This window comes from Paraburkholderia sediminicola (genome assembly GCF_046026895.1).
Taxonomy (GTDB): domain Bacteria; phylum Pseudomonadota; class Gammaproteobacteria; order Burkholderiales; family Burkholderiaceae; genus Paraburkholderia; species Paraburkholderia sediminicola_C.
The window spans coordinates 31,716-47,484 of sequence record NZ_JAQQEU010000031.1 but is presented as its reverse complement, the minus strand read 5'-3'; the positions used below and the strand labels follow the sequence as shown (position 1 = coordinate 47,484).

Sequence of the window (15,769 nt, the reverse complement as noted above, 5' to 3'; positions counted from 1 at the left end):
AGAGATCGATATGACATTGCCTACGGATAGTTCGGCGCTTGCGAGACAGGGACGCTCCGCGGCTCTGAGAGCGCGCGTCTTTTCGCCGACCGCGCTGCAAAAGCTGCTCGCCTTTGCGAGCCTGATCCTGCTGCTGATCTTTTTCAGCTTCGCTTCGCCGGCGTTCATGCAGATGGACAACATGCTCGGCATTTTGCAGGCGACGGCGGTCAACGGCGTGCTCGCGATTGCCTGCACGTTCGTGATCATCACCGGCGGCATCGACTTGTCGGTCGGCACGCTGATGACCTTCACGGCGGTGATCTGCGGCGTGTTCCTCACGTTCTGGCATTTGCCGATGTGGATCGGCGTGCTCGCCGCGATCGGCACGGGCGCAATTTGCGGGACCATTTCGGGCACCCTCACGGCGAAGATGAAAATACCGCCGTTCATCGCCACGTTGGGCATGATGATGCTGCTCAAAGGGCTCTCGCTCGTCGTGTCGGCCGACAAGCCGATCTATTTCACCGACACCGAAAACTTCTATCGGATCTCGCAGGATTCACTGATCGGCTATGTCGTGCCGAGCCTGCCCATTCCGAACGCGGTCCTGATTCTGTTTTTCCTCGCGGTGGCGAGTTCGATCACGCTCAATCGCACGGCGCTTGGGCGCTATACCTTCGCGCTCGGCAGCAACGAGGAAGCCGTGCGCCTGTCCGGCGTCAATGTCGATCGCTGGAAGATCGCCATTTACGGGCTGAGCGGAGCCATCTGCGGCGTCGCCGGGCTGCTGATCGCGTCGCGCCTGAATTCGGCCCAGCCGGCGCTCGGCCAGGGCTACGAACTCGAAGCGATTGCCGCCGTGGTGATCGGGGGCACGTCGCTCAGCGGCGGCTCGGGCACGATTCTCGGCACGATCATCGGCGCGTTCATCATGAGCGTGCTGACCAATGGCCTGCGTATCATGTCCGTCGCACAGGAATGGCAGATCGTGGTGACGGGCCTCATCATCATTCTCGCGGTCTATGCCGACATTCTGCGGCGTAGAAGGGGCTGACGCCGCGCCGACATCATTAAAACGGGGAGCGCCACAAGGTTTCCCAACGACTGTAGGTTGCTGGTCCACCTTAGGAGGAGAAATTCCATGTTGAATAAAAGAATAGTCGGTGTCGTGGTCGGCTTGGGCGCACTCGTTGGCGGGGCGAATCTGGCGTATGCGGATGACGTCTATATCCCGCTCATTTCGAAGGGCTTCCAGCATCAGTTCTGGCAGGCCGTCAAATCCGGCGCCGAGCAATCGGCGAAGGAACACAGTGTGAGGATCACGTTCGAGGGGCCCGAAACCGAGGCGATGGTCGATAAGCAGATCGACATGCTGTCGGCCGCCCTCGCCAAGAAGCCGCAGGCGCTCGGCATCGCCGCGCTCGACAGCAAGGCGGCGATTCCGCTTCTGAAACGCGCGCAGGCCGCCAAGATGCCGGTCATCGCGTTCGACTCCGGCGTGGACAGCGACATTCCGCTGACCACCTGCTCGACCGACAATCTTGCCGCCGCCGCGCTAGCCGCCGACAAAATGGCCGAGGCGATCGGCAATTCCGGCGAAGTCGGCGTGATCGTCCATGATCAGACCAGCCGCACCGGGATTGACCGCCGCGACGGCTTCGTGAACCAGATGAAGGCGAAGCATCCGAACGTGAAGATCGTCTCCGTTCAGTATGGCGGCGGCGACCATCTGAAGTCAGCGGAAATCGCCAAGGCGATGATTCAGGCCAATCCCAACCTGAAGGGCATTTTCGGCGCCAATGAAGGCTCGGCCGAAGGCGCGGCGATCGGCGTCAGGGAATCGGGCAAGAAACTCGTGCTGATCGGCTTCGACTCCGGCAAGGAACAGAAAGCGGACATCACTTCCGGGTTGATGCTCGGCGCGATCACGCAGAATCCGGTCGGCATCGGCAAGTGCGTGGTCGACTCGGCGGTGACGGCGTTGAAGGGCGGCAAGCTGCCCAAGAAAATCGACACGGGCTTCTTCTGGTACGACAAGACCAACATGACCGACCCGAAGATCGCCGCCGTGCTCTACGATTGACCATCGCCGTGCCTCTATGATGGAAGAAGAGGGGCGCGCGACGCTGCCTCTTCTTTTCGTTCGCGACTCGCGGCGACACAGGCCGATACGGGCCAACGCGGGTCAGTGCGGGCCAACACAGCGCGCCCGTTCAGTTGCAACGCAACAAACCGGTCCGCCTTTTCTGCCAGGCGGAAGTCGATCGCTGCCGACCAGGAGCGCGTTCAGATGACCACGATCACCAGGCTGTCCGTGCGGGACATCCGCTTTCCGACCTCGCGTTCACTCGACGGCTCCGATGCGATGAACGCCGCGCCGGACTATTCCGCGACCTACGTGACGCTCGAAACGGATTCGCCAGACGCACTCACGGGCCACGGCCTCACCTTCACGATCGGGCGGGGCAACGAGATCTGCGTGAGCGCGGCCCAGGCGCTGACCCCGCTGGTGGTCGGCAAGACGCTCGAGGACATCGCCGCGAACATGGGCGTGTTCTGGCGCGCGCTGACATCCGACAGCCAGTTGCGCTGGATCGGCCCGGACAAGGGCGCGATTCATCTGGCGACGGCGGCCGTCGTGAATGCCGTGTGGGACCTGTGGGCCAAAGCGCAAGGCAAGCCGGTGTGGAAGCTGCTCGTCGACATGAGCCCGGAAGAACTCGTGCGTTGCCTCGACTTCCGCTACGTGACCGATGCGATCACGCCGCATGAAGCGATCGCGCTGCTGCACCGTCACGCGAAGACTCGCGGTGAACGCGAAAAGGAAATGCGCGCGCACGGCTATCCGGCCTACACGACATCGGCCGGCTGGCTCGGCTACGACGACGACAAGATTCGCCGGCTCGCGCGTGAAGGCGTCGCGCAGGGCTGGACGCACTTCAAGCAGAAAGTGGGCGGCCACCTCGAAGAAGACGTGCGGCGCGCGCGCATCCTGCGCGAGGAAATCGGCGCGGACCGCAAGCTGATGATGGACGCGAACCAGGTATGGGACGTCGATGAAGCGGTTGCGAACATGCGGCGTCTCGCGGAATTCGATCCGTGGTGGATCGAGGAACCCACTAGCCCGGACGACATCCTCGGGCATGCGGCCATCCGCCAGCGCCTGCGGCCGATCGGCGTGGCGACCGGCGAGCATTGCCACAACCGCGTGATGTTCAAGCAACTGCTGCAGGCGCAGGCGATCGACTTCTGCCAGGTGGATAGCTGCCGCCTCGGCGGTCTGAACGAAGTGATCGTCGTGCTGCTGATGGCGGCGAAGTTCGGCGTGCCGGTGTGTCCGCATGCGGGCGGTGTCGGTTTGTGCGAGTACGTGCAGCACATTTCGCTATTCGACTATATCTGCGTGTCGGCTTCGCTGGAAAACCGCGTGCTCGAATACGTGGATCATCTGCATGAGCACTTCGTCGATCCGGTCGTGATCCGTAACGGCCGTTATATGCCGCCGGAGCGTCCGGGCTACAGCATCGAAATGCATGCGGCCTCGCTCGACCAGCACAGCTTTCCCGATGGGCCAGTCTGGCAGGTGTGAGAGCGCATGAGCCGGGCCGTGGGTTCGCGACCCGCTGCGCGCCTTTCGCGTTCAGCAGCGCAGCGTCACGACGACGCGGGATCGAATGAACCCCGTCGGCCGCGTGCGCGAACGTTTGCTTCCTTTTCGTGAGGCGCGCCGCCCGCTTTGGCGGCCGCGAATGCCTGATGGAAAAACGTTTCGCACAACGCGGCAACCTGCTGCCGCGCGGCGGGGTTCAACACTTCGTGATCCATGTTCGGGATCACCATTGCGCTGGCGTGCGCCAGCTTGTTGAGCCGGCGTCCGCCCGGGCCGAAGTGCATGCGCAGCTCGTCCAGCCCGCGATCCAGCGGGCTGAATAGCAGCCGGACCCGCACACCCCGCGCGTCGAGATCTTTCATTCGCCGCCGGGCGCGGGCGCCGCGATTCCCGGCCCTGCCGTTCGCGTCTCCGGCCAAAGCCGCGGCATTGCTGACAAAGGCGTCCATCGCATAGCGCGTCAGCGTGCGCAGCACCGGCCGCAAGCCGACCTCACCGCGCAGAACCTGCGCCCATTTGCGCACACGCAGCATTGCCCGGAAGTGGGCACGCGTCGAGCCCGCGCCGATCTTGAGCGCGTCGCACATCCTGAAGCCCACCGGAAACTCGAAGCGCTGAAGGTTGACCAGCAGCATCGCCGAAACGGCGGGATTTTTCGTGGCGACCTGAAGGCTCAGATACGCGCCCGAGCAAATGCCGAACACGGCGACGCGCGGATGCCCTCTGTCGACAGCCCAATCGACGGCCAGCGATGTATCGGCGGCGAGTTGCTCGTAGCTGAGCAGGGACGGGTTGACGACCGTGTGGGCGCCGGGGCTGTCGCCGATGCCATGCGCGTCGACTCGCAATGACGCGATGCCGGCGCGCGCCAGCGAACGCGCGAGTTCGACGTTGAAGCGGCCGTCGCCGACATGATGCGTCGTCGCCGTGTTGGCGATCACGACCAGTGGCGCGCGCTCGCGACGCTCCGCCGGTTCGCACAGGATTCCGAATAAACGTCCGCCGGCAAGCTGCACCGGTGTTTCGGTAACACCGCCCGAATCGATCGAACCGCATGGCCGTCGCGATGGGAAAGGGAGGATCGCCGCGTCGGATGCGGCATGCGGCAACGGCGCGGAGGACTGCGCAAACTCGCGGGCGAACCATTCTTCGACGCAACCGAGCGTTGCCTGGGGCAGCGCAGCCAGCCACGACGGCTGCAGCGCTTCCGCGTATTCGGGGAACGGCAGCGAATCGACCTGAGCGCCCAGCTTGCCATACACGTTCGCCAGCTCGTGACTCGCCCCCTGACTGGCCGCGTGCACGATCAACAGTTTGGCCGCCGGTGGCGTGCCGGCCCGGCGCAAGTCATGCGTCGCAATCTCGTCGATGGCGGCGCGGCTGAAGCGATGTCCGAGCATGTCGATCGCATCGGCGGGCGCTACGTCGTTGCGTACGTCGGGAGCCACCGTGTTTAGCCACGTGCGGTGCAGCGCGGTCATTTCACGCACGTACTGCCGCCCGGCGACCACCGGCGCGATCAGCCCCACGGCATCCACCGATGCCGCGCGAGCGGCCTGCGCGGCCACCGTCGCACCGAAGCGGAAGCCGATCAGCGCGACACGCTCGACGCCTGTCGCGCGCCTGAGGAAACTCACGGCCTCGACGGCTTCGTCCACCCAGCGGCCCGGTTCGACGAGTCCGCCGATATCGATCGAGTCGCCGGTGCCGGCATAGTCGAACCTCAGTACTGCGAAACCCCGAGCCGCGAGGTGGTCGGTCAGCGATCGCATGGTCTGATGCAGCCATAGCGCTTCATGGCCGAGCGGACTGCAGAGCACGATGCCTGTGCGGCCATTTCCGCGGACGGCGTGAAGCGGCTCGTGCAGCCAGCCGAAATGGCCGCCGAAATCGACGGGGTGCATTTTGAAGTCCGGCGGATTTGTCTCCCTCTCCTCGCTGCTGCGCACAATCGCCGCCTCGGAGAGCTGTTCCGTTGCCTTTGTCATGTTGTTTTGTTGGACATAGAGTGTGGGCTCATTAGGCGATACCCCCAGGGCGACTGTCCGTGCGCTTGCGCACATGGCGGCCCGGTGACATTGACCAGCCCCTAGCCGTCTGGAACACGCGTGTTTGGCCCAATCTGACGGCTTGCTCAGTGCAGTCTGGCATTTGGGTTAGAAGCATCCATTCGATCACCGGGCCGACCGCGTTCTCTCCCAAAAGTACTTTCGGTGCAAAAAGGATTCGAAAGTTATGCGCCGTGGGAGGAATTTGCATTGGACTCGACCGGCGCCACGGCGACAGCTCACGCAATGTGCGTGTGAAGTCTTTCGCGGTTCGGCAACGAAATCAGGAAATCGGCCGCGCCCGAGCGGCATGTTTTCGCATAGCGCCGCGAATAAAATTCGAAGTGGAAATGCTGCGCACATTACCGTTAATAACAGCGACGGACAAAACAATAAGCATAATTAAGCGACTGCCATTCTTAATTACGCCGTTTCAGGAATTAGCATTGCCAACACGAGTACCGATAGCAAACGTTTGCGCGCGTTGATATACGCGAAAATAGTCGATTCAGCATATCTGGGTGCCGCGCGCTGCCCACGCACCGCGGCCCGGTCGGCATAAGACTTCGAAGAACAGACCACGGGAAGATCGCGTGGCTCGCATGCAGTTGACACAATACGTTTGTAGCGCTAATTCATTAGTACTTTTCAGCGTTCTCTGCATAGGATAAGGAAAAGAAAACCTGTCGCCAAAGCGCCAAAAAAATGTGATCAGGACTAGAAAAAATTTCTTTCCAAAATTGAGACACCTAGTCACACCTGAGTCCGGGCGCGATCCCTTAATCGGCGAAATCGCCGCAAGCGCCGAGCTTGCGGCGCGTCGTCCACCGCCATCACCCGTCTCGGTAGTAAACCCAGTGCCCACGGCAATCCGATTTTTCCGTCGATCGTCGAATCGCTGTTTCGCTGGGCTGGCGAATACTATCGTCCATTGGTCCGCGCACCAGGTGCCGAGAGCTGACACTGTCGGAACATCAGCGCATTGTCGATGCGATCGCCAAACACGACGGCGACGAAGCCGCGGCAGCGATGCGCGCGCATCTGACTCGCGCCAACGAGCTTTATCGCACGTTGATCACAGTGATGCTGTTGTGAATCACGCGCAGCCCAGATAACCAGTTGTTTAAGCGGCTCGTCTATTCCACGAGCCAAAGTTTTTTACTGGTTGAAAATGCCCGTCTTGACAGTCACGTCCGACACGCTCATCGAATAGCGCTTCACGACGTTGGACGAATCGAACAGAACGACCAGTTCTTTCTTCTCGCCGCTTTGGCTTGAGCCAAACCTGTTCACCACGGGGATGAAATTAACCCCATCGGCGTGCATCTTCGCGAATTCATAGCGCCACGTGAGTACGACAACAGCGCGGGAATAGTGATTGCTGGTGAATCGCTACTGACTCTGCCGGCAAAGCCGATTGGCGCGAGTGAGGATTTCGGAAGGTCGTCGAAAGGGCCGCATGTTGCCGGGAGCGAAGTCGATACCTTTATCGAGGAGCCACGAATATGGACAGCGATCTCGAAGCCCGGATCCGGACGCGGGCATACCACATCTGGGAAAACGATCCATCGCCGGATAGCAATGCCGAGAAGCATTGGGAAGAGGCGTGCCGGCAGATCGAAGCGGAAGGCACTGCTTCGGGGGACAGTCCGATTCCGAATGTCGATCAGTCGACGGATCGCGACCGCGGACCCCGCATCGCGCCCGAGCAACAGTTGCAGGAAACGCCGGACGGCAACAGCTGAGCGCCTGGACACATGACGCGCCGAAGCGCGGATTGATCAGAGGCGCGGCCAGACGCGCCGCTGCCCGCCTGACCATTGCGACTGTCCCCGCTGGCGAACTTGTGGATGCGTTCCGCTCCTGACTGGCCTCGTGCGCAGCTAGGAGCGCGCGAGGCCGGATTTGCTAACCGGTCTGGATCAGCCCGGTATTTCGCTGGGCGACACCGTGATGTTCGGCGCGGTGATGTGCGGGCGAGGTGCGATGAGCCGGGCGGCTTCGATCTTTTCCACCGATGCGCTGCCACCTTCGGACGCCACTGCATCGAAGCTGGTCGAACGCACCGTGATGACCTTGATCGGGTCAGCCGATTGCACCGTCGCGATGGCGTTGCCCGCATAGATCGGGCGTTCGAACGTGTCGGCGCTGGCCGCTGCGGTGATGTCGCTGATCTGCGCGACATCGAGCTTCGCGGCGATACGCGGCGCGATGTTCTTGCCGTAAGCGGTTGCCGGCGCGAGGATGTGCGTGTAGTCCTTCGCGATGTTCATCACGGTCGCTTCGACGTTTTCCGCGAGGCCCGCTTCGAGTTGCGGCGCGTCGGCCAGCAGCACCTTCGACACGTCTCCGCGTTTTACTTAAAGCACCTTGGCTTCGGTCTTCAGCTTCTCGACCAGCGTCTTCAGATCCGGCACCATCACACCGGCGGAGCGCCTCGGCGGCTCGGTGACTTTCAGCGTCCTCAGGCGCGGCGTGACATCCACGCCGAGGTCTTCCGGCTTGAGCGTTTCCAGTGGCTTTTTCTTCGCCTTCGTGATGGTCGGCAGCGTCACGTAGCGCGGCTCGTTCAGGCGCAGATCCGTCGTGACCACCGCGGGCAGCGTCAGCGACAGAAGCGGGTTTTCCGCCGGGCGTGGTGAACGTGGTGACCGGCTTGGGCAGCGAGGCCGGCCAGGCTCTGGTCGATCATCCAAGCGTCGACAAGATTTCGTTTACCGGTTCGACCGCGGTGGGTAAGGCGATTCTTGCGTCGGCGGCGGGCAATCTGAAACGCGTGTCGCTGGAACTCGGCGGCAAGTCGCCGGTGTTAGTGTTTCCGGACGCGGATATCGAGCGCGCCATCGACGCGGCCGCACGCGGCATCTTCAGCAATAGCGGCCAGGTGTGTGCCGCCGGCTCGCGCCTGTTCGTGCATCGCGCGGGGTTCGAGCGCGTGGTGAGCAGCGTCGCCGAGCGCGCGCGACGGCTCAAGGTCGGGCCCGGTCTCGAGCACGATACCGACATGGGACCGTTGATTTCGTCGCAGCAGCAGCGGCGCGTGCTCGGCTATATCGACAGCGCGCGGACCGAAGGCGCCGAAGTTGCGGCGGGCGGCCGCGCGCTCGATCGCGACGGCTATTTTGTCGAGCCCACCGTTCTCGTCAACACGACGCCCGCGATGCGTGTGGTGCGCGAAAAAATTTTCGGCCCGGTGCTGACCACGCAGATCTTCGATGAAGAAAGTCTCGACGAACTTGCGCTTCGCGCCAACGACACGGACTACGGATTGTCGTCGAGTATCTGGACGCGCGACATTTCGAAGGCGCACAGACTGGCGCGGCGGATTCGCGCCGGCAATGTGCGCATCAACGCGTCGGGCGCGCTCGATTTCGCAATGCCGTTCGGCGGCTACAAGCAATCGGGGTGGGGGAGGGAAAACGGCCGCGAGGGCCTGGAGGCCTATACGGAGCTGAAGTCGATCGCGGTCGATCTGACTGAGTGAAAGGCGCGCACGTGAAAAACGATATGAGCCAGTACGTGCGGCGCGTTCAGCGCGGCGAGCTGCCGCCACCACCCATCACGACGACATTGGGCGGCAGGATTTTGTCGCTCGAAGCCGACGGCAGCCGGTTGAATTGCGAATACGTCGGCGTGGAGCGCTTTCTGAACCCGGCCGGCCAGCTGCAGGGCGGGATTCTGTCCGCGATGCTCGACGATGTCACGGCGTGGCTGGTCACCGCAACGCTCGACGAGCACGAACACTGCGCGACGCTGAATCTGAACACATCGTTTCTGCGCCCCGCGGGGATTGGGCCGTTGCGCGCCAACGCGACGCTGGTGCGCCGGCGCAAGGGCGTCTGCAACGTGAACGGCGAGCTATGGCAGGCGGACAAACTGGTCGCGACCGCGGTCGCCGTGTGCATGGTCGTTCGCGCTCGGGGCTGACGTGCCGCGCGTGGACCGGCCCGGGGTGTTCCAAGCCTCGGCTGGCCTGAACTGCAATAAAGCATTTCGTCGAAAGACGAAGGACAGTCATCGTCACCCGGTTCGAGTGGGTGAGGTGCTTCTGAACATTGAAACCCTATCGGAGAAAGCTAATGACGTTGTCGCGCGCAAAGAAAATGACTGTACTGGCTGGGTCGGTGGCGCTTGCCATCGGCATGTGTACGTCAGCCCTTGCACAAGGCCCGGGAAGCGGCGTGCCTGCCGCCACCACCGCGAATGGCGCCGCGCAGCCGGCGTCGGTGCCGCTTACGAAGGCCGAACGGAAAGCGCAACACAAGGCGGCAAGGAAAGAGGCAAAGGCGAAGAACAGCGCCGAAATCAAAAGGCTGAAAGACGCGGGGTACCAGCCTAATCAAAACGATCCTAACTATCCGGAGAATCTGCAGAAGGCGGAACGTAAAGCGGCTGCCGGTCAGGCAGCAAGCAAGTAAACCCTTGGGCTGGCGTGACCTGGCGTAAGGGCATACGCCCGGTCACGCGTTCGGCCGGAACTACTCGCCGGCGAATGCGCACGCGGGCCGCGCGACCTTCAGAGACTTGTCCCCACGCGCGGCGTGTGGCCATGCAAGCGCAAACCCAAGCTCAAGCGGCCGCGCCCCGCGACGAATACATCAACCAGACGCCGGCCATCAGCAGCGCGGCGCCGGAGATAGTCTTGAACGACAAACCATCGCCGCTCCATAGACTGAACAGGTACAGTTCGATCACGGTGACCGCCACCATCACCGGATACGCGATGCTCAGCTCGACCCGCTTGAGCGCCAGCGCATACAGCAGGAAACCGACACCGTAGGCGCCCAGCGCCGCCCCGCGCATCAGATTCGGCCGCGCAAACAGCAGGGTGCTCAGGTCGCCGCTCACGACTGCATACTGGCTCGCCACACGCAGCAGAATGCTGGCGACTGCGCTGCACGAGCCGCTAATCAGAAGCAACAGAATCGACATGGGTGAGCGCGTCCGTTCAGATCGCCAGCATGACGGACAGCACGCACAGACTGATGACGATCAGGCTCGTGCGGTCCTTGATGGCGAACACGATCGGGTCATCGTTCATCTGGCCGCGAAACGCGAGCATCCAGACCCGGCTGATCCAGTAGAGCAACAGGCCGAAGAGCATCCACAGCGCGGGCTTATGGCTATATAGCGTGCTGATTTCGGGCGAGTTCATGTAGAGCGCCAGCACCAGCACGGCGGCATAGGCGGAGGACGTACCGAATGCGCACAGAATCATGATGTCCTGTGCGAGATAGCCGCGCCCGGCCGCCGCCTGCTTGCCGCTGCGCACCAGCGCGTCGAGTTCGGTATAGCGCTTGACCATCGCAAGGCTGAGGAACAGCAAGCCTGAAAACAGCACCAGCCAGTACGACAACACGATGTCGTCCGCCGCGCCGCCGGCGACGATGCGCGCGGTATAGAGACCGGCCAGCGTGAACACGTCGATCAGAATGTGGCGCTTGAGGAAGAACGAATAGGCGAGGGTGGCGACGAAATAGCTGGCCAGCACCAGCGCGAATTTGGCGGGCAACAGCACGGCGAGCGCCGCACTGCCGATCATCAGCACGAACGACAGGCCGAGCCCGAGCGACACCGGTAATTGCCCCGACGCGAACGGCCGGTTGCGTTTGCGCGCGTGGCGGCGGTCGGCGTCGAGATCGAGCAGATCGTTGAGCAGATAGACCGACGACGCGCACAGGCTGAACGACGCGAACGCGACAGCCGCGTGGACGATCGACGGGACATCGGTGAAACGATGGGACGCGAGTAGCGGCACGAAGATCAGCAGATTCTTGACCCACTGATACACGCGCATTTCCTTGGTAATCAGCCGCAGCAGCGCGCTTTTCTTTTCGAAGAACACGATGCTTCCGTTCACCTTGGCGGCGGCCGCGGCAGTCCGTTTGGTCCCCACGACGATCGCGCGGCGCGATTGCACCCACACCGGCAGGTCGGTCATCGCGTCGCCGCAATAGTCGAATCCGTGCGGACCGAAGCGGCCGACCAAGGCCTCGGCCTTGTTCTTGCCGGACAGGTTGTGCGCGTCGTTACTGGCCATCACGCCGTCGAAAATGCCAAAGTGGTCGGCGATTTTCTGCGCGAGGCTCCAGTTCGCCGCGGTGCAGAGGAAGAGGCTCCGGCCCTGAGCCTTCTGCCCGCTCAAATAGGCCAGCAATGCCGCGTTGTACGGCAGCACCGCGATGTCCATCGCGACGCGGTTGGCAATCTGCGTTTTCAGCCACGCCTTGCTCTTGAGCAGCCAGAAGAAGCACATGAAGATATACAGAGGGTTCTTCTTGACGAGCACGAGAAACGATTCAATCAGCAGATCGGTGTCCGTGAAGGTGTGATCGAGATCGACGCACAGCGGCACGTTCTCGCCGTCGCTGCCGCTCGCCGCGAGGCCGTCGCCTAGCGGCACGCCCGTGCTGCCCAAGCCATTGGCGGCCGCCCCGAACCCGGCCAGCGCGGCGCCGCGACTGCTGTTCGCGAGGTAGTACGCAGTCGTCGTGTCCAGTGCCCGTGCTTCTTTGCGCATGCGCGGCTCCTCCAGTCCATGAAAAGCTTAGGGGCCGGGCCGGTAAAGATATGTGCGCTAAGCGACGCAGGTGGACCGGCGCTCCGCTGGAGTCCCCGTGTTCTGGCGCTTTCGCGGTGCGCGCGGCGGCTAGATCCGAGGTTTGAATACCCTGCTTCGTAAAAGTTACGTTGGCGGCGGGTTCGCGCGCTTGTTCCCGCGGAGGGGCGGTGGATGCGCTCCAACGCACATATCGAAGCGGGGGGAATCGGTAGGCTTTGCTCGAACTGTCCGGGGACGAATGCGGCGTTGGGTCTGCCGTTCGAGGTTTCGGGTGTTTCATACGACGTGGGTTTTGCCGATCTTTTGCGTGAATGACATTCGCCGGCGTGTTGCCTCAAGAAGGAATGTTACTCGCCTGATTGTTGTCGTTTTTCCTTTTTATTTTTTTAATGACTTCCCGGGCGCGGAGCGCCCGGCCCCCCCGGCGACCTTCAACTTTTCCGCAACTCACGCTTCGGCTGGCGCATCAGCAGACTTTTGCAGGCCGCCCAGAATCAGTTCTTTTACGCGCTCTGCTCGCCACGCCTTGACCCGGCGCTGCAGCGTCCGTAGTTGTGCCTGACTTGCATACGCTTCTGGAAACATCGCGGCCAACCGATCCATCAATACGTTGGCCGGCACAGAGGGCTCCGCAATCAGCCATCCTTCGATTAGCGGCCACGCGTCGGCGAACGGATCCACCCGGCTTCTCCACCAGTGCTTTGCCTTGGGTTGCTTTCGGTGTGTCGGACGGGCCTCACCTTCCTTCCATGCCGAAGAGAGGCTGGCGAGGAAGACGGCAACGTCTGATTTGCCTGCTGGCGCTGCTTCAGCCCGCACGCCGTGGGCCGCGAAGTCGCTCAATGTCTGCTGAGCCGTTCGCACCTCCTGCAGCAGCCGCACAGGATCGAGGCCCTTGAATTGCGCCTTCAGTTTCTCTTTGGTAGTGGGTTCGACGCTGTCGTGTGCCAGAAGCCGATCGCACGGCGTCGCCGGCGCGAAGTAGACCTTGTGCACGCGCGCGCCGTCGCGCGTCTTGGACTTCAGCTTGAACGAAGGCTGAAAGAAGTTAATGTATAACCGCGATGACGCGTACAGCTGCGCCAGCGCGTTCCCGGCATCGGCGCCGCTCAGCCGGCCATAACCGACCAGCCGCCGCACGACGGAGCCGTTCTTCTGCTCCACCCAGGCCTGATCGTTCTTCTTGTAGGCCCTTGAGCGCGTCTGCACCAGACCGCGACCCTTGCAGTAGTCGAAGACGTTCTGGTTCATGAACGCACTGTCGTTATCCGAGTCCACTCCAAGCATCGCGAATGGCAGCTCAGCGGCCACCTTGTCAAACGCTTCGATAATCAGCATCTGGTTGCGCGTACGCATGGCCACGCATTCTGTCCAGCCGCTGGCGATGTCGGTCAACGTCAGCGTGTGGACGAACTCACCGTCTGTCTTCGAGCCGCCGCAATGTTCGACCATGTCGATCTCGAAGAAGCCCGGTGGCGGGTCGCGCCAGTCGGCGAAGGTACGCACCGGGATGCTGCGCCGGATGGCCGAGCCAACCCCCGTGCGCCGTCTGCGCTGCCCATCGATGTGCGCGCGCGCATTGGCCAGCATGCGATCGATGGTCGCGGCGCTGACCTCAAAGAGTTTGGCCTTGATGACCGGATCCAGGTCGAGATGGCCGTGCCGTTCCATGGCGTCAACCAGCTTCGGGATCAACGCCTTCAGGCGCTTGCCGCAAACCCGGTCGGCCGCTTCCCACAACACCGTCAGCGCCTGGCGTACCGCCTCGTCGTATAACCGGTTGCGCCCGCGCGTCTCCTTTGCCGCGACGGGCTGCTCCCGCAGTAGCCGGATGGCGTGCTTGCGGTGATACCCCGTCAGCGCCACGAACTCGTCGAGAATCCTGATCCGGTCACCGAACGTCGCGCTTCTATACCGTAATTGCAATGCTGCGACCAACTCCTTGCGTGTCGTCATGCTGATTTGCCTCGTCACGTCGCGCCGCTCCTGCCGGACAATCCGGCTGGTAGCAAACTACGTGAGGCAACAGGTCAGCACGAGTTGCAATTCTGATGAGTCAATGCGCCGGGACGCGACTTTCATTTCCGTCCCGCGTCGATCGACCGTCCGCCGAGCGGGTCAGGCGCGCCACGCGTTTCAGCGTCTTCAAGACAGTTCCGGCAAGCAACGATGGCCTCCCCGGCCGGCGAGCAACCAGGCGTGCGCGCCATCGCTGGAGTTCGGCATGCGAGCCAGCTGCGCCTGCAACTCGCAAGTTTGCAAATCAGATGTCGCACAGGGGGCTTCATGTTCAACACCAGGGCTATGCGCGCGAAGTCGGGATTGAGCTTCAGCGCGGGTGCCGTCATCCTGCTTGCGGTTGCGTTGGGCTGCCTCGCGATACACGTCCTGCATCTCTACGTGAAGTTTCGCGCGAACCCGCCCGATGCGTTCGGCGACTTCAACTTCTATCTGTACGCATTCAACACCGTGCTGGAAGATCCGACGCGGCTCTACGATCACGACGGGCTCGTCGCGTTCCTGCAGGGCATCGGCGCCCGCTCCACCGGCGACGATGTCTTCTACGCCTATCCGCCGCAATTTGCGCTGCTGTTTTCGCCGCTCGCGCTGCTCACGCCGCTCGCCGCGAAATTTGTCTGGATGACGATGTCGCTCGTGCTGTTCGCGATTGGCGTGCTGCTTATCGTCAAGATGGCGTACCGCGGCGGCGAGCGCGGCGTGCCCATCCTGCTGGTGGCGATCGCTCTGTTGAGCTTTCCGCTGGTGGAAGATGCGTACGATGGTCAGTCGAACCAATTGCTGTTCTTCCTGCTAGCCGCAACCTTTTTCCTGGTCGATCGTGGCAACCGGTACGTTGCCGGCCTCGTCCTCGGATTGGCGATCGTACTCAAGCTCACGCCGCTTGCCATCGCCGGCTTGCTGCTGCTGCGCCGGGAATGGCGCACTTTCATCGCGGCCATGATCGTGTCGATCGCACTCACGGTGATGACCGCGGTTCAGGTTGGCGCGGGCGTCGTGTTGCAGTACTTCCTGTCGGACATGCCGCGCCTGAGCGCAATGAACCAGCTGGTGGGCGGCGGGGGCCTGCCGAGCAACAATTCGCTGAAAGGCGCATTCCAGACGCTCTCGGCGCAGGTCGGCATGCCGATGTCGAGCGACATGCTCACCCTCGTTTCGCTCGGGTTTGCGCTGGCCGCGTGCCTGTTCTCCGCGTATCTCGTGATGCGCCGCCACGGGGACAGCCGGATGGATTACGCGCTCGCTGCGATGACCATGTTGATGGCTTACCCGGTGCTCGAACCCATCCACCTTCTAATTGCGCTGATTCCACTGTTGATTCTGTTCGGCACCGCGCTCGAGTCGGAAAACAAGCGGCTTTCCGCGCTCAAGCCCAAAGTGGAATTGCTGTTGGCGGCACTCGCCGTACTGATCCTGTTCTTCGCGGCGAAGTTCGTGTCCTATACGGTCGCCTCGCTGATCATCTACGGGCTGTGCGTCGCGCGCTACTATCCGCCGGAGCCGGTGCGTCGCCCGCATCGCCCCACGCGGTTCGCGTGACCGTTCGAG

13 protein-coding genes and 3 pseudogenes are annotated in these 15,769 nt (G+C 62.5%); 9 read left to right on the top strand and 7 right to left on the bottom strand.

The annotated features are described in order from the left end of the window. Window positions 1–10 precede the first annotated feature (10 nt). The 3 genes from PQR02_RS21675 (at window position 11) to PQR02_RS21665 (ending at window position 3,571) form a co-directional block, all read left to right on the top strand. The gene (locus PQR02_RS21675; RefSeq protein WP_408235560.1) at window positions 11–1,036 is read left to right on the top strand and encodes an ABC transporter permease; all 1,026 of its coding nucleotides are present in this window, start codon (window positions 11–13) and stop codon (window positions 1,034–1,036) included. An 87-nt stretch (window positions 1,037–1,123) separates the two neighbouring features. After that, a complete protein-coding gene (locus PQR02_RS21670) occupies window positions 1,124–2,065 on the top strand; it encodes an ABC transporter substrate-binding protein (RefSeq protein ID WP_408235557.1) in 942 nt (313 codons plus the stop codon). 207 nt (window positions 2,066–2,272) lie between these two features. Beyond that, window positions 2,273–3,571, top strand: coding sequence for an L-fuconate dehydratase (locus tag PQR02_RS21665; protein ID WP_408235554.1), 1,299 nt, complete (start codon window positions 2,273–2,275; stop codon window positions 3,569–3,571). Between the two features lie 65 nt (window positions 3,572–3,636). Here the strand turns inward: PQR02_RS21665 and PQR02_RS21660 are convergent, their stop codons facing one another. Beyond that, window positions 3,637–5,580, bottom strand: coding sequence for an alpha/beta hydrolase (locus PQR02_RS21660; RefSeq protein ID WP_408235551.1), 1,944 nt, complete (start codon window positions 5,578–5,580; stop codon window positions 3,637–3,639). Window positions 5,581–6,505: 925 nt separating this feature from the next. Between PQR02_RS21660 and PQR02_RS21655 the strand changes: the two are divergent. Further along, a pseudogene (locus tag PQR02_RS21655) lies at window positions 6,506–6,735 on the top strand (FCD domain-containing protein); the annotation flags it as partial. A gap of 63 nt (window positions 6,736–6,798) precedes the next feature. Here the strand turns inward: PQR02_RS21655 and PQR02_RS21650 are convergent. Further along, window positions 6,799–6,966 (bottom strand): hypothetical protein, encoded by a 168-nt coding sequence (locus tag PQR02_RS21650; protein WP_408235548.1) that lies wholly within the window; start codon window positions 6,964–6,966, stop codon window positions 6,799–6,801. 179 nt (window positions 6,967–7,145) lie between these two features. On the opposite strand from PQR02_RS21650, the gene PQR02_RS21645 reads away from it, so the two are divergent. Next, window positions 7,146–7,385: a DUF2934 domain-containing protein gene (locus tag PQR02_RS21645; RefSeq protein WP_408235545.1), complete on the top strand. Its 240-nt coding sequence runs from the start codon at window positions 7,146–7,148 to the stop codon at window positions 7,383–7,385. A gap of 198 nt (window positions 7,386–7,583) precedes the next feature. Here PQR02_RS21645 and PQR02_RS21640 read toward each other — a convergent pair. Both PQR02_RS21640 and PQR02_RS21635 read right to left on the bottom strand, forming a co-directional pair. After that, a pseudogene (locus tag PQR02_RS21640) lies at window positions 7,584–7,997 on the bottom strand (electron transfer flavoprotein subunit alpha/FixB family protein); the annotation flags it as partial. Window positions 7,998–8,000: 3 nt separating this feature from the next. After that, window positions 8,001–8,255 (bottom strand): annotated as a pseudogene (locus PQR02_RS21635) (electron transfer flavoprotein subunit beta/FixA family protein); the annotation flags it as partial. Window positions 8,256–8,284: 29 nt separating this feature from the next. On the opposite strand from PQR02_RS21635, the gene PQR02_RS21630 reads away from it, so the two are divergent. From PQR02_RS21630 to PQR02_RS21620, 3 genes are all read left to right on the top strand, one after another. Then, a complete protein-coding gene (locus tag PQR02_RS21630; protein WP_408235542.1) occupies window positions 8,285–9,124 on the top strand; it encodes an aldehyde dehydrogenase family protein in 840 nt (279 codons plus the stop codon). A gap of 11 nt (window positions 9,125–9,135) precedes the next feature. After that, complete coding sequence (locus tag PQR02_RS21625) at window positions 9,136–9,567, top strand: PaaI family thioesterase (protein ID WP_408235539.1); 432 nt, start codon at window positions 9,136–9,138, stop codon at window positions 9,565–9,567. A gap of 152 nt (window positions 9,568–9,719) precedes the next feature. After that, window positions 9,720–10,058, top strand: coding sequence for a DUF4148 domain-containing protein (locus PQR02_RS21620; protein WP_408235536.1), 339 nt, complete (start codon window positions 9,720–9,722; stop codon window positions 10,056–10,058). A 151-nt stretch (window positions 10,059–10,209) separates the two neighbouring features. On the opposite strand, the gene PQR02_RS21615 is transcribed toward PQR02_RS21620, so the two are convergent. From PQR02_RS21615 to PQR02_RS21605, 3 genes are all read right to left on the bottom strand, one after another. Next, the gene (locus tag PQR02_RS21615) at window positions 10,210–10,572 is read right to left on the bottom strand and encodes a DMT family transporter (RefSeq protein WP_408235533.1); all 363 of its coding nucleotides are present in this window, start codon (window positions 10,570–10,572) and stop codon (window positions 10,210–10,212) included. Window positions 10,573–10,588: 16 nt separating this feature from the next. Next, entirely contained in the window at window positions 10,589–12,160 is a 1,572-nt protein-coding gene (locus tag PQR02_RS21610; RefSeq protein WP_408235530.1) for a UbiA family prenyltransferase, read from the bottom strand. Window positions 12,161–12,649: 489 nt separating this feature from the next. Then, the gene (locus PQR02_RS21605; RefSeq protein ID WP_408235527.1) at window positions 12,650–14,158 is read right to left on the bottom strand and encodes an integrase catalytic domain-containing protein; all 1,509 of its coding nucleotides are present in this window, start codon (window positions 14,156–14,158) and stop codon (window positions 12,650–12,652) included. A 330-nt stretch (window positions 14,159–14,488) separates the two neighbouring features. Here PQR02_RS21605 and PQR02_RS21600 point away from each other — a divergent pair, with 330 nt between their 5' ends. Then, complete coding sequence (locus PQR02_RS21600) at window positions 14,489–15,760, top strand: glycosyltransferase family 87 protein (RefSeq protein WP_408235524.1); 1,272 nt, start codon at window positions 14,489–14,491, stop codon at window positions 15,758–15,760. The last annotated feature ends 9 nt before the right edge of the window (window positions 15,761–15,769 follow it).